Genomic DNA, 20,844 nt, shown 5'->3' with positions numbered 1-20,844 from the left:
CCTGGCGCCCTACCCACGGTGTACGGTGGCGCCGTCCGGCAGGGTTCGGCCGACTGTCGCCCGGAAGGCGGCCCGTCTGCCGCCCACGAAACCCGGAACGCGGGCGGCGCGTTACGTTGGACGTCCGGGCCATCGGCGGTCCGGACGGTGCAGCACGGCCCGAAGCGGGCATGGCGTAGGAGTGAGGTCGGGGAGAGACGTGCCGAGCAACGCTGGAACCACCCGTCTGGTCATCGTCGAGTCACCGGCGAAGGCCAAGACGATCTCGGGCTACCTCGGCCCGGGGTACGTCGTGGAGGCCAGCTTCGGCCACGTCCGGGACCTGCCCCGTAACGCCGCCGACGTGCCGGCGAAGTACAAGGGCGAGCCGTGGGCGCGGCTCGGCGTCGACGTCGACAACGGCTTCCACGCCCTCTACGTGGTCTCCGCCGACCGCCGCCAGCAGATCAGCAAGCTGGTGAAGCTGGCCAAGGAGGTCGACGAGATCTTCCTGGCCACGGATGAGGACCGCGAGGGCGAGGCGATCGCCTGGCACCTGGTGGAGACGCTCAAGCCCAAGGTGCCGGTCAAGCGGATGGTCTTCCACGAGATCACCAAGCCGGCCATCCAGGCCGCGGTCGCCAACCCGCGGGAGATCGACCGTGACCTGGTCGACGCCCAGGAGGCCCGGCGCATCCTGGACCGGCTCTACGGCTACGAGGTCTCCCCGGTGCTGTGGAAGAAGGTCATGCCGAAGCTCTCGGCGGGCCGGGTGCAGTCCGTGGCGACCCGGATCGTGGTCGAGCGGGAACGCCAGCGGATGGCGTTCCGCACCGCCGAATACTGGGACATCCTGGCCACCCTGGCGGTGGCGAAGCCGGGCGAGGGCCCGCGCACGTTCAACGCCACGCTCGTCGCGCTGAACGGCGACCGGATCGCCACCGGCAAGGACTTCGAGCCGACCACGGGTCGGGTCAGGGCCGGCGCGGGTGTGGTGCACCTCGACGAGGGCGGGGCCAGGGGGCTGGCGGCCCGCCTGGCGGACCGGCCGTTCACCGTCACCCGGGTCGAGGAGAAGCCCTACCGCCGCCGCCCGTACGCGCCGTTCATCACCTCCACGCTCCAGCAGGAGGCGGCCCGCAAGCTGCGGTTCTCGTCCCAGCAGACGATGCGCACCGCGCAGCGGCTCTACGAGAACGGCTACATCACCTACATGCGTACCGACTCGGTGAACCTGTCGGAGACCGCCATCGCCGCGGCCCGCCGGCAGATCGTCGAGCTGTACGGCGAGCGCAGCGTGCCGCCGGAGCCGCGCCGCTACACCGGCAAGGTGAAGAACGCGCAGGAGGCGCACGAGGCGATCCGTCCGGCCGGCGACAACTTCCGCACCCCCGGCGACGTGGCCCGGGAGCTGTCCGGCGACGAGTTCAAGCTCTACGAGCTGATCTGGCGGCGCACCATCGCCTCGCAGATGACCGACGCGGTCGGCTCCAGCGTGTCCGTGCGCATCCGCGCGGTCTCGTCGGCGCAGGAGGAGGCCGACTTCGGCGCCACCGGCAAGACCATCACCGACCCGGGCTTCCTGCGCGCGTACGTCGAGTCGAGCGACGACGAGAACGCCGAGGCGGAGGACGCCGAGCGGCGGCTGCCCACGCTGGTCAAGGACCAGCCGCTGACCGCCGACGAGCTGGCCGCGCAGGGCCACCACACCCAGCCGCCGTCGCGCTACACCGAGGCGTCGCTGGTCAAGGCGCTTGAAGAGCTGGGCATCGGCCGCCCGTCCACGTACGCCTCGATCATGCAGACCATCCAGGACCGCGGGTACGTCAACAAGCGCGGCCAGGCGATGATCCCCACGTTCCTCGCGTTCGCCGTGATCGGGCTGATGGAACGGCACTACCCGCGCCTGATCGACTATGACTTCACCGCGAGCATGGAGAACGAGCTGGACGAGATCGCCGGCGGTGACCACGCCGCGGTCGACTTCCTCACCTCCTTCTACTTCGGCAGCGCCAACGGTGCCGGCGACCAGGCCATCGCGCACGCCGGCGGGCTGAAGAAGCTGGTCACCGAGAACCTCAGCGAGATCGACGCGCGCAGCGTCAACTCGATCCCGCTGCACACCGACGACGAGGGGCGCGAGGTCGTCGTCCGGGTCGGCCGGTACGGGCCCTACCTGCAACGGGCGTTGCCCGGCTCGGCGTCGGGCTCGGGCTCGGCGTCGGCGTCCGGCTCGGCCTCCGGGGAGGGCGAGGGTGAGGAGGGCGGCTCGCAGGGCGACCGGGCGCCGATCCCGGAGGGCCTGGCCCCCGACGAGCTGACCCCGGAGAAGGTGCACGAGCTGTTCCTCGGTGGCGGGGGCGAGCGCAAGCTCGGCGACGACCCGTCGACCGGCGAGCCGATCCTGCTCAAGTCCGGCCGCTTCGGCCCGTACGTGGCGAGCGGCGAGCGGAAGTCGTCGTTGCTGCGCTCGCAGTCGCCGGACAGCCTCACCCTGGAACAGGCGTTGCGGCTGCTCAGCCTGCCCCGGCTGGTGGGCGTGGCCCCGGACGGCGTCGAGGTCTTCGCCAACAACGGCCGCTACGGCCCGTACGTCAAGCGCGGTGACGAGTTCCGCTCGCTGGACTCGGAAGACAAGATGTTCACCGTCACGCTCGACGAGGCGCTGGCGCTGCTGGCCGCCCCGAAGACCCGCCAGCGCCGGGCCGCCGCCCCGCCGCTGCGGGAGATGGGCGCCGACCCGCTCACCGAGAAGCCGCTGGTGATCAAGGATGGGCGCTTCGGACCGTACGTGACGGACGGGGAGTTCAACGCGTCGCTGCGGCGCGGGCAGACGCCGGAGGAGCTGACGTTGGCGGAGGCGTCCGAGATGCTCGCCGAGAAGCGCGCGAAGGGCCCCGCCCCCAAGAAGAAGGCCACCAAGAAGGCCGCCCCCGCCAAGAAGACCACCGCCGCGAAGAAGACCACGGCGGCCAAGGCCACGAAGGCGACGGCGAAGAAGGCCCCCGCCAAGAAGGCGCCTCCGAAGAAGGCGACCTCAACCCCGAAGGAGTGAATCTTGGAAGTTACCGGCCCTCAGAGGGGCCGGTAACTTCCAAGATCTCGCGGTTGTCCACAGGGGCGGCGCAGCCGGCACCCGAGCGGGCAGGGTTGGACGGGTGGGGGATTCGTGGGCGGGCATGCGTCGGAGGCTTCCGGCGGATGACGCGGACGAGTTGACCTGGCTGCTGTTCCGGCAGGACGACGTGCTGAGCCTCGGTCAGGCGCTGGCGCACCTCACCCGCAAGGCGATCCGCCACCGGGTTGCCACCGGTCGTTGGCGCCAAGCCCACCGTGCCGTTCTCGTCGCACACAACGGTCCGGTCGGTTCCGCTCAGCTCCGCTGGATCGCGGTGCTGGCCGCCGGGCCGACCGCGTTGCTCGGCGGGATCACCGCCGCCCAGGCGGGTGGTCTACGCGGGTTCCCGGATCGCGTCGTCCACCTGCTCCTGCCGGCCACCTGCCGGCGCGCCCCGCTGCCGGCCGGGGTGCGAGCACACCGGACGACTCACCTGCTCGACGAGGACGTGGTGTACGTCGGCCAGCCGCCCCGCACTGCGGCTGCGCGGTCGGTGGTCGACGCGGCCCAGTGGGCGCCTTCGGACGGCCAGGCCCGGGCCATCGTGGCGGCGGCGTTCCAGCAGCGGCTGGTGGGCGGTGACGACCTGCATGAGGTGCTCGACCGGATGCCGCGGGTCCGCCGGCGTCGGCTGATTCTGTCCACCGCCACCGATGCGACCGGCGGTGCGCACTCTCTGGGCGAGCTTGACCTGCTCCGTCTGGTGCGCAGTGCCGGTCTGCCCGAACCGACCCGCCAGTTGGTCCGGCGGGACGCCGCGGGCCGGCGACGCTACCTCGACGCCTACTTCGAGGAGTGGCGGGTGCACGTCGAGGTGGACGGCGGGCAGCATCTCGACCCGGCGCACGCGTGGGCGGACATGCGCCGGCAGAACGAGCTCTGGGTCGAGGGCGACCGCATCCTCCGGTTCCCCTCCTGGGCCCTTCGCACGGAACCGGAGGCGGTCATCGCCCAGATCCCTGCCGCTCTTCGGGCCGCCGGCTGGCGAGGATGACGACCAGGGCCGAGATCTTGGAAGCAAACGGCCCCCGGAAGGGCCCTCATCTTCCAAGATCTCGGGTCAGGTTCCCAGCACCTGCTGCAGATACGGGTTTTTGAAGAGGTTTTCGGGGTCCAAGCGGGTGCGGACGGTCTGGAAATCGGCGAACTTCGGATAGGCGGTGGCCAGCGAGTCCGCGTCGCGCCAGTGCAGCTTGCCCCAGTGCGGCCGGCCGCCCAGCTCGGTCGCCACCTGCTCGAACGCGCGGAAGTACGGCTCGTACGGCATCCCGACGTACTGGTGGACCGCGATGTAGGCGGAGTCCCGCCCGTAGGAGTGGGACAGCCAGATGTCGTCGGCGGCGGTGAACCGCACCTCGACCGGGAAGAGCACCTTGAACGGCAGCCGGTCGACGATCCGGCGCAGCTCCGCAAGCGCGGTGGGCAGCGCGTCGCGCGGCAGCCCGTACTCCATTTCCACGAAGCGGACCCGGCGCGGGGTGCAGAACACCAGGTCGGAGCGGCCGGTGTAGATGCGTTCGGTGAGCGCCCGGGCGGAGACGGCGCTGATTCTGGGGGCGAGGGCGGGCACGGCGCGACCCAGCCGGCAGGCCCCGGCGAAGACGGTGTTGGACAGGAAGTCGTCGTCCAGCCAGCCGCGCCAGCGGGGCAGCGGACGGTCGTCGGCGGGCACCCGGTCGTTGGCCTTGACCTGCACCCGGTCGGTGTAGGGAAACCAGTAGAACTCGGCGTGGTCGTGCCGCTCGTAGAGGCCGGGCAGGTCGTCGAGCACCTCGGCGAGCGCGGCCGGCCGCTCGTGCGCGCGAAGCATGAAGGCGTCGACGCAGCGGAGGGTGACCTCGACGACCACGCCGACCGCGCCGAGACCGACCCGGGCGGCGGCGAACACGTCGGGGTGCTCGTCGGCGGAGCAGCGCAGCACCTCGCCGGTGCCGGTGACGAGCGTCAGCCCGGCCACGAAGGTGGAGAGGCAGCCGAGTTTCGCGCCGGTGCCGTGGGTGCCGGTGGAGAGCGCGCCGGCGATGGTCTGCGCGTCGATGTCGCCGAGGTTGGGCATCGCCAGCCCGTACCCGACGAGCAGCGCGTTGAGCGTGTTCAGGGTCATCCCGGCCGGTACGGTGACCAGGCGACGTGCCACGTCGACGGTGACGTCGGTGGCCAGGTCGGCGAGGTCGAGCCGGTGCCCGTCGGCGACGGCGGTGGCGGTGAAGGAGTGGCCGCTGCCGACCGCCCGGATCGTCCGGCCGGCGGCGCCCGCCTGCCGGACCGCGTCGGCGACCTCGGAGACGGTACGCGGGCGCACGGTGGCAAGCGCCGTGCTGTGCTGGTTGCCGGCCCAGTTGGACCAGGCGGCGGGGGGACCGGCCATGGTGAAACTCCTCGACATGAATATGAACTGAATTCATATCAGGAACGTTGTGCCTGGTAAATACCGTAATCGAGCCCGGCTCGTTGTACCGGTAGTCACAGACTCGTGACGTGCAGATATGTTTCATCCGTCGAAGGGGGGTGGCGCCGAGTGTCCACACCAGCCGCCACGACCGGGCCGCTGCGTCGGGTACCGGTGCAGGGTCGAAGTGTGGCGCGGGTCCAGCGGATGCTGGACGCCTGCGCCGAGCTCGTCGACGAGGTGGGGTACGAGGGCTTGACCACGACCCTGCTCGCCGAGCGCGCCGAGGTGGCGATCGGGTCGGTCTACCAGTTCTTTCCGGACAAGCGGGCGATCGTGCAGGCGCTGACCCTGCGCACCATGGAGTCCTACCTCCAGCGACTCGACGAACGGTTCGCCTCGGACGATCTGACCCACTGGTGGGACGGGGTCGACGCGGCGATCGACGAGTACATCTCGATGCACCGCACCGTCCCCGGTTTCCGTACCCTGCACTTCGGCGACGTGGTCGACCTGCACCTGCTTGACGACGCGCGGGACAACAACGGCGTCATCGCGGAGCAGCTCGCCCGCGTACTCACCGAGCGTTTCGGCCTGGCCGGCGTGCCTGACCTGCGGTTCCATCTGGAGGTCGCGGTGGAGGCCGCGGACGCCCTGATCAAGCTGGCGTTCCGCCGCCGTGCCGACGGCGACGAGCGGGTGCTTGTCGAGGCGAAGGCGCTCATCCGGGAATACCTGCACCGGCAGGTCGACGCCCCGACCGAGGCCGTCCAGCAGGGCTGAGCGGCACACGAGCGGCGGGTTCGGAGCGTGCGCCCGGGCCCGCCGTCGTCACGTCAGAGGAACGCCTGGCCCTCGCCCCGGTAGGTGGGCACGGTCCCGACCACGGTGTCGCCCTCGACCAGGTGCACCTCGTTGACGTGCTCGCACACCTCGCCCGCCTTGGCGTGACGGAACCACACCCGGTCACCGACCCGCAGCCCGTCCGCGGCCTCGCCGGCGAGCGGGGTCTGCACCTCGCCCGCCCCCTCCGCGCCGAGGAGCTTCAGCCCGGCCGGCAGCCACGGCCGGGGCAGCCGGCTCTCCGCCGCCGGGCCGGAGGCGATCCAGCCGCCGCCGAGCACGGTGGCCAGCCCGGCCGCCGGCCGGCGGACCACCGCGCAGGCGTAGAACGCCGCCGGGGTCGGCCGCCAGGCACGGTACGCGTCGAACAGCGTGGGCCCGAAGAGCCCGGAGCCGGCGGTGACCTCGGTGACCGCCGGGTCGGCGCTGGTGGCGGCCACGCTGCCGGTGCCGCCGCCGTTGACGAACTCCAGGTCGGCGTGCTCGCGCACGGCGGCGACCGCGGCGGACCGGCGGGCCAGCAGTTCCCGGTACGACCGGCGCTGGGCGACCCGGATCGCGGAGCCGACCAGCGCCTGCCCGGGCGGTGCGTCGCCGAGGCCGGCGATCTGTGCCTCGTACGACATCAGGCCGACCAGCCGGAAGCCCGGCCGGCCGGCGACGGTGGCGGCGAGCGCGCCGGCCGCCCGGGCGCTGTGCACGGGCGAGCGGCGCACCCCGACGTGCACCCGACCCCGCAGCGGTCGCCACGAGGCGTCCAGGTCGAGGCAGACCCGCAGCGCGGGCCGCCCCCCGGGCGGGCACACCCGGTCGATCAGGTCGAGCTGCCCGGCGTCGTCGATCATCAGGGTGACCGCGTCGGCGAGCGCCGGGTCGGCGGCCAGCTCGGTGAGCGCCCCCCGGTGCGCGGTCGGGTACGCGACCAGCACGTCGTCGGCGACGCCGCCCCGGGCCAGCCAGAGCGCCTCGGGCAGGGTGAAGGCCATCACGCCGTGCCAGCCGGGCCGCTTGAGCGCGCGGGTGAGCAGCTCGCGGACCCGCACGGACTTGCTCGCCACCCGCAGCGGCTTGCCGCCGGCCCGCCCGGCCAGGGCGTCGGCGTTGGCGTCGAACGCGGAGAGGTCGACCACCGCGTACGGCGGGTCGAGGTGGGCGGTCGCCCGGTCGAGACGATCGCGAAGTTCGGCACGGTCGATGGCCACGTCTGCACGCTAACTGTCGGAACGGCAATGCGAAATACCCTCGCGTCTGTCCGGCTGCGGGCGGTGGTCCCGGCGGCCTAGGCTCGACGATCAGGCGATGTCACCGGAGGAGACCCCCTCCGCGCGGCTAGAGTGTTCCACCGGGGATGCCCAGACCTGGGCCGGCACGTGGAGGTACGGCCATCGAAAGCCAGAAGAACGGCGAGTCGTCCGGCGTGTCGTCGCCCGGCACACAGGCCGACCGGTCGGGCCTCGCCGCCATCCGCTCGGTGCTGCGCATCCGGCCGTTCCGCAGGCTGTGGATCGTGCTCAGCGCGGCCTCCTTCGGCGACTGGCTCGGCCTGCTCGCCACCGCGCTCTTCGCCGCCTCCCAGGTGTCCGGCAGCACCGCCCAGGGCGCGGCCTTCGGTGGCGTGACCGCGATCCGGCTGCTGCCGGCGCTGGTGCTCGGCCCGGTGGCGGGCGTCTTCGCCGACCGGTTCGACCGCCGGTGGACGATGGTCATCTGCGACCTGCTGCGCTTCGTGCTCTTCGCCTCCATCCCGCTCTACGCGCTGACCGGCGCGGCGGGCGGCCTGGTGGTCGGCTGGGCCCTGATCGCCACCTTCCTGATCGAGTCGATCACCCTGATGTGGATCCCGGCCAAGGAGGCGGCGGTCCCCAACCTGATCCCGCGCACCCGGCTGGAGACGGCCAACCAGCTCACCCTGATCACCACGTACGGCCTGACCCCGGTGGCCGCCGCCATCGCCCTGGCCGTGCTGGACCGGGGCGTACGCGGCGCGATCGGCGGCGACCTGCCGAGCTGGGCCGAGCCGGCCCAGCTCGCGCTCTGGTTCAACGCCTTCTCCCGGCTGGCCACCGCGCTCGTGGTGGCCTTCGGGATCAAGGAGATCAGCGAGGCCCAGCGCGGTGAGGGGGAACGCACCGAGCAGAGCATGTTCCGCCAGTTCGCCGACGGCTGGAAGTTCATCGGGCAGACGCCGCTCGTGCGCGGCCTGGTGCTGGGCATCTTCGGCGCGTTCGCCGGCGGCGGCATCGTGGTCGGCACGGCCAAGTTCTTCGCCAACTCGCTCGGCGCCGGTGACGCCGCGTTCTCGCTGCTCTTCGGTGCGATCTTCGTCGGCCTGGCGCTCGGCATCGGGCTCGGCCCGATCCTCGTGCGGGACCTGTCCCGGCGTCGCTGGTTCGGCATGAGCATCGTGCTCGCAAGCGCCTCCGTGCTGGTGCTGGCGTTCGCCATCCACCTGTCCATGGCCATCCTCGGCGCGATCCTGGTCGGCGCCGGCGCCGGCATGGCGTTCCTGGCCGGCACCACGCTGCTCGGCGGCGAGGTGGCCGACGAGGTGCGCGGCCGGGTCTTCGCGGTGGTGCAGATCGGCACCCGACTGGTGCTGATCCTGGCCATCGCGCTGAGCAGCCTCCTGGTCGGCGTCGGCGGCTCCCGCCAGCTCACCATCGCCGACCTGGGCATCTCCATCTCCTCGACCCGACTGCTGCTGCTCGCCGCCGGCGCGGCCGGCATCTTCGCCGGGATCAGCGCGTTCGGCCAGATGGACGACAAGAAGGGCGTGCCGGTCCTGGCCGACCTCTGGGGCTCGATCCGGGGTCGCCCGCTGATGCCGGCCGAGCCGTTCGTCTCCGCCGGCCTGTTCGTGGTCTTCGAGGGCGGCGAGGGCGCCGGCAAGTCCACCCAGCTCGCCGCGCTGGCCGAGCGGCTGCGCGGCGGAGGGCGGGACGTGGTGGTCACCCGTGAGCCGGGCGCCACCGGGGTCGGCGCGCGGATCCGCTCGCTGGTGCTCGACACCGCGACCGACGACGCGCCGTCGCCGCGCGCCGAGGCGCTGCTCTACGCCGCCGACCGGGCCCACCATGTGGCGACCGTGGTGCGCCCGGCGCTCACCCGCGGCGCGGTGGTGATCAGCGACAGGTACGTCGACTCGTCCCTGGCCTACCAGGGCGCCGGCCGGACGCTGCCGGTCGACGAGGTCTCCTGGCTCTCCTCCTGGGCCACCGGCGGGCTCAAGCCCGACCTGGTGGTCCTGCTCGACGTCGAGCCGCACACCGGGTTGAGGCGGGTGGAGGCCCGCAGCGAGGGCGCCGACCGGCTGGAGGCCGAGTCGCTGGCGTTCCACGAGCGGGTCCGGTACGCCTTCCTCGACCTGGCCTCCGGCGACCCGAAGCGCTACCTGGTGCTCGACGCTTCCCGCCCGGTGAAGGAGATCGCCGACGCGGTCGCCCGCCGGGTGGACGAGTTCCTCGTCAACCCGGCCGGGATCGTGCACCCACGCCCGGCGCAGGGCCCGGACACCTCGGTCCAGCCCGAGTTATCCGAATCGGAGCTGGTGACGATGGAGCAACGCCGACGATGACGGACGTCTTCGGCGATCTGGTCGGGCAGGACGAGGCGGTGGTCACGCTGCGGCGGGCCGCCGCCTCCGCCGCCGCGCTGCTGCGGGCCGGCGAGGCCGCGCCGGCCGGCGACGCGGGCGGGGCCGGGCCGACCGACGTCGATCCCGGTGCCGGGATGACACATGCGTGGATCTTCACCGGCCCGCCCGGTTCCGGCCGGTCGGTGGCCGCCCGCGCCTTCGCCGCCGCGCTCCAGTGCGTGCACGGCGCCGGGTGCGGGCACTGCCCCGGCTGCCACACCACGCTCGCCGGCACCCACGCCGACGTGCGGCTCGTGGTGCCGGACGGGCTCTCCATCGGCGTCGGGGAGATGCGCGCGCTGGTGCTGCGGGCGGCGAGCACGCCCTCCGGCGGCCGTTGGCAGGTCGTCATCATCGAGGACGCCGACCGGCTCACCGAGGCCGCCGGAAACGCGCTGCTCAAGGCCGTCGAGGAGCCGCCACCGCGTACCATCTTCCTGCTCTGCGCCCCGTCCACCCACCCGGACGACGTGTCGGTGACCATCCGGTCGCGGTGCCGGGTCGTACCGCTGCGCCAGCCGCCGGCCGGCGCGGTGGCCGAGGTGCTGGTCCGCCGGGACGGCATCGACCCGGACGTGGCGCAGTGGGCCGCCGCGGCGGCGCAGGGGCACGTCGGCCGGGCCCGGCGGCTGGCCCGCGACCCGGAGGCCCGGCAGCGGCGGGACGCCGTGCTGGCCGTACCGCGCCGGCTCACCGGCGTGGGCGCGGCGTTCGACGCCGCCTCGGCGCTGATCGAGGCGGCCGAGGCGGAGGCCGCAGCCTCGGTCGCGGAGGCCGACGAGGCGGAACGGTCGGCGTTGCAGACCGCGCTCGGCGCGGGCGGCACCGGCCGGGGCGCGGCCGGCGCCATGCGGGGCGCCGCCGGCCAGCTCAAGGAGCTGGAGAAGCGGCAGAAGTCGCGGGCCACCCGGGCCCAGCGGGACGCGCTCGACCGGGCGCTCGTCGACCTGGCCGGCTTCTACCGGGACGCGCTCACCATGGCGCTGCGGGCACCTGTCGCGCCGGTGCACACCGACACCGCGACGCTGGCCGGGGCCGGCGCGCAGAAGTGGGACGCGGAGGGCTCGTTGCGCCGCCTGGAGGCCGTGCTCGAGTGCCGGGCGGCGATCGGGGCGAACGTCAAACCGCGGATCGCGGTCGAGGCGATGATGCTCTCCCTCTGGCGGGGTTGAGGCGCTCGTCCCGCGCTGTCCACAGGGCATCGACACGCGCGATTGACGTGCGGTACGGTCCGGTGATGCCGTGGTGACGAGGGCGGCACGCTCAGTGAGGATGGCGTCGGGGTGGGGCCGGCGGCGCCGACCAGCCGGGAGGAGTGCGCCGATGGCGCGGGGGGAGATCGACGAGGCCTGGATCGAGGAGGCGGTGCGGCGCTATCGCCGCATCGAGGCCCTGCAGGCCGAGTTCGACCAGGCGATCGCCACGGTGGAGGTCACCGTCCGCTCACCCGACGGGCTGGTCGAGGTGGTGGTCACGGCCGGCGGGCGGATCACCGACGTGCGCTTCCTCGGTCCACTGCACCAGCGCAGCCCGCGCGACGTGGCCGGCTCGGTGCAGGCCGCGGTGACCGCCGCCGCCGACGCCGCGCAGTGGGCCCGGGAGAAGCTGCACAACGAGACCTTCGCGGCATACCGGCCGCTGGCGGGAGCCTGACAATGGAATCGCTGCGCACCCTGGCCGCCCGCCTCGACGAGGCCGGCGCGACCCTCGCCACGCTGGCCCGCACCGTGACCGCCGCCGACCCGCCGCACCCCGCCTTCGGCGCCCACGCCGCCGGCCGGCCCGGCGAGGTGGGGCGCGCCCTGCACCGGCAGTGGACCACCGCCACCAACGACCGGGCGCGCGAGGCGCAGGCCGCCGCCAACCGGCTGGCCGCCGCCGCGGCGGCGTTGCGCAGCGCCGCCGACCGCTACGCGGCAGCCGACGACGCGGTCGCGGGCCGGCTGGCCCGGGAGGCCTGATGGACGCGTTGGACCGCCTCGCCGAGCCGGGTCTCGACCTGCTCACCCGGGTCGACACGCTGCTCGCCGCCGGCGCGCCCGAGGGGCACCGCCTCTGGCCGCTGCTGCGCCGGATGCAGGTCCTCCCCGGCGTGGCGGTGCGCGAATTCCTCGAACTGCACCCCGCGCCGCTGACCGGCGCCGGCCACGCCGTGCGCCGGCTCGTCCGGGGGTACGACGACACCTGCGCCGTCCTCGCCGACCCGGTCGCCTGGTCCGGGTCGGCCGCCGGGGCCTACGACGAGGCGCGTGGCGCCCTGCTCCGCCACCTCGACGAGGGGCCGGAGAGCCTGGTCGGGCGGCTGGAGTCGACCGCCGGCTACGCGGACGCGCTCGCCGCCTGGGTGGAGAGCAGCCGGGCCGCGCTGGCGCGGGCACTCGCCGAGGTGCTCGGCTCGACCGAGGCGGTCACCGTGCACGCCGCCGTCCGGCCGGGGGTCGAGGCCGGCCCGGCCGGCGCGTCGGCGGCGGCGGAGATCGCCACCCGGGTGCTGGGCGTGCTCGGGGTGGCCTACGACGGGGCCGAGACGTTGCTGCGTCAGTGGGGGCCGAGCCTGGCCGAGACGACCTGGCGGGACCGCGCCGGCACCGCGCCGCGCTACGGCGGCACCACCCGGATCGGCTCCTGACGACTCACGGCGTCGCACGTCGATCCGGCCGTGGCCGGGCATCGGCGTGCGACGCCGTGGTCTTCCCCTGCACCCCCCGCAGGTATGCCTTCACTCAACGCGAACGGCTGGCGTTTGTCCCGGGACCGGCCCAGGTTTCAACCGTCCGGGCGACGTATGGGGGCCGCTTGGTCGGTTCGACCGGGATGGATCGCTGCGCGGTGTGACCGGACGGCGACCGGCGAGCCGTCCGGTCGAGCGGAGCCGCGTAGGGTAGGGCGCATGGGCATGCTCTGCGCGGTCAGCTTCAACCGGTACGGGCGTCTCTACTACCTCGACCCGGGTGAGCTGCGCCCGCAGGTCGGCGACCGGGTGCTGGTGCCCACCGACGACGGTCCCGAGGTGGCCGAGTGCGTCTGGGCCGCGCAGTGGGTCGACGAGGAGACCGCGGGTTTCCCGAAGTTGGCCGGGCCGGCCGACGACGACGACCTGCGCCGGGACGAGGCGCTACGCCGGCGCAAGGCCGACGCGAAGGTGGCCGCCAAGCGGCTCATCCGCGAGCACGGCCTGCCGATGAAGGTGGTCGCCGTCGACCACGTCCTCGGCACGCCGGAGACCGGCAGCGACCGCACCACCATCTATTTCACCGCGCCGCACCGGGTGGACTTCCGTTCCCTGGTCCGTGACCTGGGCGCGACGCTGCACTGCCGGGTCGAGCTGCGGCAGCTCTCCGCCCGCGACTCGGCGCGGGTGCAGGGCGGCATCGGCTCCTGCGGGCGTGACCTGTGCTGCGCCACGTTCCTCACCGACTTCGAGCCGGTGACGATCCGGATGGCGAAGGACCAGGACCTGCCGCTCAACCCGCTGCGCATCTCCGGCGCGTGCGGACGCCTGATGTGCTGCCTGAAATACGAGCATCCGCTGTACCAGAAATTCCAGGAGTCCGCCCCGGCGGTCGGCACCCGCGTCGACACCCCCCAGGGCGAGGGCAAGGTGGTCGGTCACAGCGTCCCGCGCGACGCGGTGACGGTCCGCCTGGACGCCGACGGCTCCCGCTGCCAGTGCAGCCGCGCCTCGGTCTGCGCCCCCCGCCAGTCCCACGACCAGCACTACAACCCCACCCGCCCTCCCGCCTCCCCGCGGTGATCATGAAGTTGACGGCGAAGTTGATCTCTTCCGGTGTCGTCAACTTCATGATCACCGCGATGGTGCGGGCGGGTGGGTCAGCGGAGGGTTATGGGGGGTTCGGCCAGGCGGGGGGTCAAGGGGGTCTTCGGGGTCAGCCAGGGGGCTGTTGGGGAATCGTCCGGGTTTAGGCTCCAGGCGTGGGAGACCCTGTCCAGGGCGATGGGATAGATCGTCAGCGTGCCGTCGGGGTCGAAGCGGAACCGGAGGAACGCCTTCGAGTCCTCGATGCCCTGGCCGGCGAAAAGCTCGTTCAGGTTCACCCCGAACGCGCCCGCCACCAGCAGATAGAGCGCCACGAGCTGACTGCCGACCAGCCCACTCGCCGGGCCGTAGAGCACCACCGCCGCGACCGCCGGCAACGGCCACGGCCAGTCGTAGAACGGCAGGTGCAGCCACAGCCAGGTCCCGCCGGCGGCAAGCGCCACATGGGCCGCCCCGTGCGCCACCCCGAGGATCCAGTGCCGGGCGTGCCGCTTGCCGTCCGCGCTCGGCGGCTTGGCGAAGAACACCGCGCCCAGCAGCGTCACCACGAGCATCGCCACCAACGGGACGCTGAACAGCCGCTGCGCGGTCGAGTCGGCCCGCTGCGCCGCCACCCCGGCCATGGCCAGCATCAGCAGCGTGTGCAGGGTGCCGAGCAGCGTGGCGAAACCCGGATTGCGGTACGGCAGTCGGCCGAAGATGCCCCAGCCGTACCGGCGGGAACGGGCCTTGTCCGGATACCGGGCGGTCAGCTCGTACTCGCGGGTGCGGCTGGCCCGCCGGGTCAACGTGTCCCGCGGCGGCACCTCCAGCCGCTCCGGCAACCGGTGGGTGGGGTAAAGGTAGGCGCCGCCGCCACCGCAGGTGATGAGCTGCCGTTCCGGGCCGGCGTACCGGGCGTAGTGGTGCAGGTCGCCGGAGACCAGCACCCGGACCTGCGCCCCGGTGGGCGCGACGATGGTACGGATGAAGTAGTCGATCGAGTCGTACGCGTTGGGATGGTCGGCGGCCTTGACCCACGTCGGTGCCGGCACCGCCAGGATCACCTTGGATTGCGGAGTGAGCTTGCGGGCGACCTCGTCGAAGTAGGTGAGCTGCGGATCGTCCAGGTAGGACCCGGACTGGTCGTCGAGGCCCAGCAGCCACCAGCCGGCCGGCAGCTCGACCGCGAAGTACGAGCGGGACTGGCCGGTGCCCCAGCCGGCGAAGTGCCGGTCCCGGGACCTGACGAACAGTCGCAGGAACGCGGTCAACCCGTCGTACCAGTCGTGGTTCCCGGGCACCGCGAAGAGCGTCGGCCGCTCCGGCGGGGCGACCGGCAGCGCCGCCTGGTACGGCCCCTTGCAGCGGTCCTCGTACGCCTCGTAGCCGGCCGACGGATACACCTGGTCGCCGCCCATCACCAGCGTCTGCGCCCGGGGCAGGCGGTGGCCGTCCACGGTCAGCTCCGGCTGGGCGAGCAGGTACGCCACCGAGTACGTGGCGTCGAAGCCGTCGCCCAGGTCGGCCACGTAGTCCAGCCAGAGCCCGCCGTCCGGCCCGACCTGCCGGAACGTGTCGTCGCCGAAGGCGTTCTGTAACTCGCGCTTGTCCAGGTACGCCCCGAACAGCATGGCCAGCAGCGTCCGCAGGCCGGTGGTGATCAGCAGCAGCGGCGCGAGCCAGGGCACCGGCCGGCGCGGGGTGAAGCCCAGCTCCAGCGGGTCGATGCGGTGGGGTCGACGGCTGGCCCGCTCACCCGGGCGCGCCTCGGGGTCCGGCTGCTGCTGCGGCGGCGGTACGTGATCGTCGTTCACCCGCCGCAGGGTAGTCCGCGCCGGCCGGGAAGTCTCTCCCGCGCGGGGCTGCCCGTGCCCCGCTGTCCGGTTCCGGACCCGGGGGATCCGGTTCGGCTGTCGGCCGGGGGTGCCGTACACTTGAGCACCGTTGCCGCCTTAGCTCAGTCGGCTAGAGCGACGCACTCGTAATGCGTAGGTCGACGGTTCGATTCCGTCAGGCGGCTCCACCACGGGAAAGGCCCCGTGACCAGGCGATAAGCCAAGGTCACGGGGCCTTTCTCATACTCGACGCGATCAGCTCGCGCGCCGCTCCGTTGCACCATCGCGTTGCAGTAGGGCCGCGAGGTTGCCGTCCATCAGCGCAGAGACCGCCCGGTCGACCGCCTCCCGCTTGGTCTTCTGCGCCACGTCGACGTAGATCCTCGCGGTCGAGATCTGCGTGTGGCCGAGGATGTCCTGCACCACGCTGATGTCCGTGCCGGAGGCGACGAGCATGGTGCCGGCGGTATGCCGGGCGGCGTGCAACTTCGCGTCCGCCACACCTGCCCGGCGGAGCAGTTCCTCCCACGCGGCGTGGTCCGCGCTGGCGTCGATCGGCCCACCGGCTGCCGTGGTGAACACCAGCCCTGCCGGATCCCACTCCAGGCCGAGCCGTTCCCGCTCGCGCTGCTGCCGGGCCCGGTGCGCGCGCAGCAGCTCCACCAGCACGGCAGGCAACGCGAGGGGGCGAACGCTCTTCTCGGTCTTCAGATCGACCTCGACCAGGCCGCCGCCGTGACGCTTCGGGCAGTGCTGGGCGTGGGCGTCGCAGTCGGGTGGGCACGGCGGCGGGCATGGCCGGACGTGCAGCCGGCAGCCCGGCCGGCGCCGGCGGGTCGGGCAGCGGAACGCCTGGATCCGGCACGCAGCCGGGTCGGCGCAGCCATGCTCCCAGCTCGGCGGGCACGGCTTGCGATGCCGCTCGGCCGCGCACGCGACCGGGTCGTCGCAGCCGTGCTCCCACGTCCGCCGCTGGATCTGCGTCTCTAGCTCGACGTGTGGCTCCTCGTCGGGCGACGGATCGAGGTGCACGCGATTCCACCGGATCCCCAGCGTCTCCCCCTGCCGGGGACCGAGCAGCAGCCCCAGCAACCACCGGGCGGCCATGTCGTCAGCGATAGCCGCCTTGATGACCGCCTCGGTCTCGGCGAGCGTCAGCGCAGCGACCTTCCCACGCCGGTACGCAGGCGGGTCCATCAGCTCGCTGCTGCACACGTTGCGCGACGCCTTGCCGCGCCTCACCGCGTCCTTGAAGGCCTTGCTCAACATCCGACACCCGCCCCACACCCCTCGACGAGCAACACGACATCACCATGTGCGCCGACCGGGGCACCGCCACCAACCTCCGCTTCTGGGCCGACCAGGTGCTCCGTGGGGCCATCGAGCCCCGACCCGCCGGCACTACGCCGCCGCTCCCCGGTTCCGCCGAGCCCGGCGCGCAGGACCCCCGGGTCGACAGCATCGAACTGGCCGACCGCTACGTCGTCGCCGCCGGACTACCCATCCGTGACGACGCGGTCCGTGCCTGGCTCGACCAACTCGGCGTACCGGTGCCCGTCGGCATCCGCACGCTGATGTCCGCCGTGCAGAGCGCCGTGATTCGGGCGGGCGACGCCGGCTACGACCAGGCGGTGAAGGTGCTGCGGGACGACGACCGGTACCGGGCGTGGTGGTCCTCGACCGGCGTGCAGCCGGACGGTCCGGTGCGTCGGCATCTGGCGGACTACCTGGAGGCTGTCGGGCCGTGGGGTGTGGCGGTGTCGGCTGAGGCACGCGACCAGGTCGAGGGCTGACCGGTGCCCATCCGCACCGTGGCCGTCGCCGCCGCCTCGGCCCTCGTGGCCGGGGTGGCGGCCACCCTCGGCCTCGACGCCGCCGCCCGCACCTGGGGCAACCCCGCCGCCGCACTCCTGCTCGCGTTGGCCGCCGTGTGGCTGCCCACCGCGCTCACCCTCGCCATCGTGCACACCCGGAGGACCCGGTGACCGTTCAGCAGCTCGCCCTCGACGTCCTCGCCGGCGCCCGCATCATCGGCGTGCGCCACACCCTCGCTCCGGAGCAGCACCGGCGCGGCTGGATCACTCTCCCGCGCCACCTCGCCGACTTCACGCCGCCCGGCACGGTCATCCCCGCCTGGCTGTGCTGCATCTGCGGCGGCGTCGAGATCAACAGCTACAAGATCGAGCGCGAACACGGCTGCTGCGACCCCCACACCGTCAATATGCCCTGCGCCCACCGCAACCAGTGGCCCGCCTGGGCGCGTGACTTCGACCCGCACTGGACGTCCGTTCGACCGCCGGACCCGACCCGCCGCCACGACCGCAACGCCTGTGCCACCTGTGGCCCCCACTTCTCCGCGAGAGGCCGTTGATGCACCCGCACCACCTCCACGCCCTGGCCGCCGCATGGTCCCTCCACGACGCCCGGCAGACCCTCGACGACCTCGCCCGCGATGAAGCCGCCCAGATCGCCGCTGAGCGCCTCGAAGCGCCATCCCTGCTCCGGAGCACCGTCTACGGCGGCAGGCCGGGCAGCGGCAGCCACAGCGACCCCACGCCCCGCATGATCGCCGTCGCCGACCGACCCGAACGGCGCAACCGGTGGGCCGAGATGGCCGAGCGGTGCACGACCAAGGTGACGTGGCTCGCCCGCCAGCTACGGACCATCGACGCGCCGCCGGTCCTCGACCGCATGCTCACCGAGGGCGTCCTCGGCCCCGAAGGCGAAGACGACCCGCTCGACTGGCTCATCGTGGCGCTGCGGTACGCACTGCCCGGCACCGCCGCCGCCGTCCTCCGGCACCTGCTCGCCGAAGAGGCGTGGGTCCGTCCCGCCATCGGCCAGCGCCGACCCACCCAGCTCCTCATCGGCGCGACCTGCCCCGGATGCGATCGCCGCGAGGTGCTCACCGTCCAGACCGCCGGACCCAAGACGGCGTGGACCGTCGTCTGCGTCGGCCGCTGGGAGGACAACCAGCACAACCCATGCCTCTGCCTCGGTGCCGAGTGCGGCTGCGGGATGCCCGGGGCGGTGGAGGGCGTCGCGCACATCTGGCGGCGCGACCACGTGCTCCGTGCGGTCGCGGGGGCCGCACCGACCCAGACCAACTGACCCGACCCGACCGAAGGAGAGCACCATGGGCTACCTCAACCCGCATACCCACCAGCTCGACACCCCGACCGCGCCGCGCGTCATCGTCCTCTGCGGATCCACCCGCTTCCGCGACGCCTTCCACGAGGTCAACCACCGGCTCACCCTCGGCGGCCACATCGTGCTCGCCCCTGGCGTCTTCGGCCACGCCGACGGCACCCAGCTCACCGCCGAGCAGAAGACCGCTCTCGACGCCCTGCACCTGCGGAAGATCGACCTCGCCGACGAGGTGATCGTGGTCAATCCGAATGGCTACATCGGCGACTCGACGCGCGCCGAGATCGCCTACGCCCACCGGACTGGCAAGCCTGTCGGCTACCTGGAGCGGCCGGCGGTCGCCCCGATGCGGACCGCCAACTGACCGGCTCGACCCGACCGACTCGAAGGAGAGCACCGTGAAGTACCCGCCGCACATCCTGACCATCACCGAGACCACCGAGGGCGGCATCACCGAGCAGGAGTACGCCATCGAATGCCCCGGCGTCACCGACCACTGCCGGATGTGGCGCGATTGCAAGCAGTGCGAGTCGCTGTCCTACGACCTCGACGAGGACGAGGACCAGCAGATCGTGCACGGCGTCGAGCACCGCTACATGGACGAGCGATGGATGGTCCGGACCGAGGACTGCTTCGTTCGCGACAACGACCAGCTCGACGAGGCGGCCGGCGACCTGGAGCTGCCCGCAGGCGTGTACCCGGTCGACTTCGACAGCGGCGACGACATGTGCAGCCTGTCGCTGGGGCGACTCACCGCCGTGTGACCAGCCCGGCCCGAGACGCGCCTCAGACGCGCGTCTCGGGCCACCGGCTGTCCGATGTGAGGCGCGTAATGGCTCAAGCTGGTGTAGGTGCACGGCACGCTTCACCCAACCTGTCGCACCCGAGTGGGATCATGAACATGAAGGACCCCGGCGGGTGCTGTAACACCCCCGGGGCGTGGCCGACTATGAAGGAGTCGACGTGGCCGATGCTATCCGCCCGTTCGGAGACCCCTGCCTTCCGGCCCGGTTCTGGGCGAAGGTTGACCCAGCCGAAACCGGATGCTGGTTGTGGACCGCCGGCCTCGTCGATGGCTACGGCCGATTCATGGTGACGCGCCAGGCGAACCGCGCCGCGCACCGAGTTGCATACGAAGGGCTGATCGGGCCCATTCCCGATGGCCTCGTCCTGGACCACCTCTGCCGGGTCCGCAACTGCGTCAACCCGGCCCACTTGGAGCCGGTGACGATCCTAGAGAATGTCATGCGGGGCGAGACCATCGTTGCGGCCTGCTCGGCGAAGACCCACTGCCCGAAGGGCCACCCGTACGCTGGAGGAAACCTCTACATCAGCCCGAACGGCGCGCGCCGGTGCCAGGCATGCGCCCGCCTGGCTAGGGCAGCACACAGGGCGCAAGATCCGGACCGCCACCGGCGGCAGGCACGTGAGGCAACGCGCCGCTACTACTCGAAGCTCCGCGATCAGCACACGCAGGAGACCCCGTGACCGACGACCTGGTGACCTGGCTGCGGGCGCAGCTCGACGACGACGAGCGGGCCGCGCGGGCGTGGCTGCCCCTCGGCAACCCCACCGCCGCTGACCGCGAGCACATCGCCCGCCATGACCCGGCGCGGGTGCTCGCCGAGGTGGACGCCAAGCGGCGCATCATCGACGAACACGAGCCCTACCCGCAGCCGCAGCGGATGGCGACGGGCGAGATCCTGGCGTGCTCGACGTGCGGCAGCGTGGACGACAGCCCCGTCGAGTGGCCCTGCCCGACCGTGCGCCTCCTCGCCCTGCCGTACGCCGACCGAGCCGGCTACCGCGACGAGTGGCGACCGTGATCCGCGACCCGCGCACCGGCCGCGAGTGGGGCACCGCCGCCCAACTCGCGGCCCGCCTCGGCCCCGACATCACCGTCGCGATGATCCGCAACTGGGCCAACCCCAAACGCGAAGCCAACCCGCTCAGCCGCCGCTACGACCGCCGCGGCGTCTACTACCCGCTCGACGAAGCCGCCGCCATGGAGTCCGCCAAGCGCAAGTCGAAGGAGGAAACCGGGAAGGGTCGACCCCGTCAGCTTGACGCCACCCTGGCCGCCGCCGCATGATTTGATCACACGCCACGCAGGTGGAGTGTCCCCTCAGCCCGGCAGGT

The 20,844-nt window shown here is 72.7% G+C and carries 22 protein-coding genes and 1 tRNA gene; 19 read left to right on the top strand and 4 right to left on the bottom strand.

What is annotated here, in order from left to right:
• Positions 1 to 199 precede the first annotated feature (199 nt).
• Positions 200 to 3,034 carry a type I DNA topoisomerase gene (gene topA, locus O7602_RS26900; RefSeq protein WP_281585395.1) on the top strand — a complete coding sequence of 945 codons (2,835 nt, stop codon included), beginning with the start codon at positions 200 to 202 and terminating at the stop codon, positions 3,032 to 3,034.
• Between the two features lie 103 nt (positions 3,035 to 3,137).
• A complete protein-coding gene (locus tag O7602_RS26895) occupies positions 3,138 to 4,091 on the top strand; it encodes a DUF559 domain-containing protein (protein ID WP_281585394.1) in 954 nt (317 codons plus the stop codon).
• Positions 4,092 to 4,157: 66 nt separating this feature from the next.
• On the opposite strand, the gene O7602_RS26890 is transcribed toward O7602_RS26895, so the two are convergent.
• A complete protein-coding gene (locus O7602_RS26890) occupies positions 4,158 to 5,465 on the bottom strand; it encodes a D-arabinono-1,4-lactone oxidase (protein ID WP_281585393.1) in 1,308 nt (435 codons plus the stop codon).
• Between the two features lie 228 nt (positions 5,466 to 5,693).
• On the opposite strand from O7602_RS26890, the gene O7602_RS26885 reads away from it, so the two are divergent.
• Complete coding sequence (locus tag O7602_RS26885) at positions 5,694 to 6,269, top strand: TetR/AcrR family transcriptional regulator (RefSeq protein WP_281590551.1); 576 nt, start codon at positions 5,694 to 5,696, stop codon at positions 6,267 to 6,269.
• A gap of 53 nt (positions 6,270 to 6,322) precedes the next feature.
• Here the strand turns inward: O7602_RS26885 and O7602_RS26880 are convergent, their stop codons facing one another.
• The gene (locus O7602_RS26880) at positions 6,323 to 7,531 is read right to left on the bottom strand and encodes an amino acid deaminase/aldolase (RefSeq protein WP_281585392.1); all 1,209 of its coding nucleotides are present in this window, start codon (positions 7,529 to 7,531) and stop codon (positions 6,323 to 6,325) included.
• A 305-nt stretch (positions 7,532 to 7,836) separates the two neighbouring features.
• Here O7602_RS26880 and tmk point away from each other — a divergent pair, with 305 nt between their 5' ends.
• The 6 genes from tmk to ricT all read left to right on the top strand — a co-directional run bounded on the left by tmk (position 7,837) and on the right by ricT (position 13,717).
• Entirely contained in the window at positions 7,837 to 9,903 is a 2,067-nt protein-coding gene (tmk, locus tag O7602_RS26875; RefSeq protein WP_281590549.1) for a dTMP kinase, read from the top strand.
• The gene (locus tag O7602_RS26870) at positions 9,900 to 11,135 is read left to right on the top strand and encodes a DNA polymerase III subunit delta' (protein ID WP_281585391.1); all 1,236 of its coding nucleotides are present in this window, start codon (positions 9,900 to 9,902) and stop codon (positions 11,133 to 11,135) included. The genes tmk and O7602_RS26870 overlap by 4 nt, the downstream gene beginning before the upstream one ends.
• A gap of 151 nt (positions 11,136 to 11,286) precedes the next feature.
• Positions 11,287 to 11,616, top strand: coding sequence for a YbaB/EbfC family nucleoid-associated protein (locus O7602_RS26865; RefSeq protein WP_281585390.1), 330 nt, complete (start codon positions 11,287 to 11,289; stop codon positions 11,614 to 11,616).
• Positions 11,617 to 11,618: 2 nt separating this feature from the next.
• On the top strand, positions 11,619 to 11,924 hold the full coding sequence (locus O7602_RS26860; protein ID WP_281585389.1) for a hypothetical protein: 306 nt from the start codon (positions 11,619 to 11,621) through the stop codon (positions 11,922 to 11,924).
• Positions 11,924 to 12,592: a hypothetical protein gene (locus tag O7602_RS26855; RefSeq protein WP_281585388.1), complete on the top strand. Its 669-nt coding sequence runs from the start codon at positions 11,924 to 11,926 to the stop codon at positions 12,590 to 12,592. The genes O7602_RS26860 and O7602_RS26855 overlap by 1 nt, the downstream gene beginning before the upstream one ends.
• A 261-nt stretch (positions 12,593 to 12,853) precedes the next feature.
• On the top strand, positions 12,854 to 13,717 hold the full coding sequence (gene ricT, locus O7602_RS26850) for a regulatory iron-sulfur-containing complex subunit RicT (protein WP_281585387.1): 864 nt from the start codon (positions 12,854 to 12,856) through the stop codon (positions 13,715 to 13,717).
• 77 nt (positions 13,718 to 13,794) lie between these two features.
• Here ricT and O7602_RS26845 read toward each other — a convergent pair whose 3' ends face one another.
• Complete coding sequence (locus O7602_RS26845; protein WP_281585386.1) at positions 13,795 to 15,537, bottom strand: metallophosphoesterase; 1,743 nt, start codon at positions 15,535 to 15,537, stop codon at positions 13,795 to 13,797.
• 132 nt (positions 15,538 to 15,669) lie between these two features.
• Here O7602_RS26845 and O7602_RS26840 point away from each other — a divergent pair.
• Positions 15,670 to 15,746, top strand: a tRNA-Thr gene (locus tag O7602_RS26840).
• Between the two features lie 67 nt (positions 15,747 to 15,813).
• Here the strand turns inward: O7602_RS26840 and O7602_RS26835 are convergent.
• Positions 15,814 to 16,827 (bottom strand): tyrosine-type recombinase/integrase, encoded by a 1,014-nt coding sequence (locus tag O7602_RS26835; RefSeq protein WP_281585385.1) that lies wholly within the window; start codon positions 16,825 to 16,827, stop codon positions 15,814 to 15,816.
• Positions 16,828 to 16,871: 44 nt separating this feature from the next.
• Between O7602_RS26835 and O7602_RS26830 the strand changes: the two genes are divergently transcribed.
• The 9 genes from O7602_RS26830 to O7602_RS26790 all read left to right on the top strand — a co-directional run bounded on the left by O7602_RS26830 (position 16,872) and on the right by O7602_RS26790 (position 20,797).
• Positions 16,872 to 17,351, top strand: a complete 480-nt coding sequence (locus O7602_RS26830) for a hypothetical protein (RefSeq protein WP_281585384.1) — start codon at positions 16,872 to 16,874, stop codon at positions 17,349 to 17,351.
• A 3-nt stretch (positions 17,352 to 17,354) separates the two neighbouring features.
• The gene (locus tag O7602_RS26825) at positions 17,355 to 17,543 is read left to right on the top strand and encodes a hypothetical protein (protein ID WP_281585383.1); all 189 of its coding nucleotides are present in this window, start codon (positions 17,355 to 17,357) and stop codon (positions 17,541 to 17,543) included.
• Positions 17,540 to 17,929, top strand: a complete 390-nt coding sequence (locus O7602_RS26820; protein ID WP_281585382.1) for a hypothetical protein — start codon at positions 17,540 to 17,542, stop codon at positions 17,927 to 17,929. The genes O7602_RS26825 and O7602_RS26820 overlap by 4 nt, the downstream gene beginning before the upstream one ends.
• Positions 17,929 to 18,669, top strand: a complete 741-nt coding sequence (locus O7602_RS26815) for a hypothetical protein (protein ID WP_281585381.1) — start codon at positions 17,929 to 17,931, stop codon at positions 18,667 to 18,669. The genes O7602_RS26820 and O7602_RS26815 overlap by 1 nt, the downstream gene beginning before the upstream one ends.
• Before the next feature lie 25 nt (positions 18,670 to 18,694).
• Positions 18,695 to 19,069 (top strand): hypothetical protein, encoded by a 375-nt coding sequence (locus tag O7602_RS26810; RefSeq protein ID WP_281585380.1) that lies wholly within the window; start codon positions 18,695 to 18,697, stop codon positions 19,067 to 19,069.
• Positions 19,070 to 19,103: 34 nt separating this feature from the next.
• Positions 19,104 to 19,469, top strand: coding sequence for a hypothetical protein (locus O7602_RS26805; RefSeq protein WP_281585379.1), 366 nt, complete (start codon positions 19,104 to 19,106; stop codon positions 19,467 to 19,469).
• A 199-nt stretch (positions 19,470 to 19,668) separates the two neighbouring features.
• Positions 19,669 to 20,193 carry an HNH endonuclease signature motif containing protein gene (locus O7602_RS26800; protein WP_281585378.1) on the top strand — a complete coding sequence of 175 codons (525 nt, stop codon included), beginning with the start codon at positions 19,669 to 19,671 and terminating at the stop codon, positions 20,191 to 20,193.
• Positions 20,190 to 20,531, top strand: coding sequence for a DUF6221 family protein (locus tag O7602_RS26795; protein ID WP_281585377.1), 342 nt, complete (start codon positions 20,190 to 20,192; stop codon positions 20,529 to 20,531). The genes O7602_RS26800 and O7602_RS26795 overlap by 4 nt, the downstream gene beginning before the upstream one ends.
• Positions 20,528 to 20,797 (top strand): hypothetical protein, encoded by a 270-nt coding sequence (locus tag O7602_RS26790; RefSeq protein ID WP_281585376.1) that lies wholly within the window; start codon positions 20,528 to 20,530, stop codon positions 20,795 to 20,797. The genes O7602_RS26795 and O7602_RS26790 overlap by 4 nt, the downstream gene beginning before the upstream one ends.
• Positions 20,798 to 20,844 lie beyond the last annotated feature (47 nt).

The organism is Micromonospora sp. WMMD1128 (assembly GCF_027497235.1).
In the GTDB taxonomy this organism is placed as follows: Bacteria; Actinomycetota; Actinomycetes; order Mycobacteriales; family Micromonosporaceae; genus Micromonospora.
Note: the sequence above shows the minus strand (reverse complement) of the source record. Positions and strands in the feature narration are given on the sequence as shown.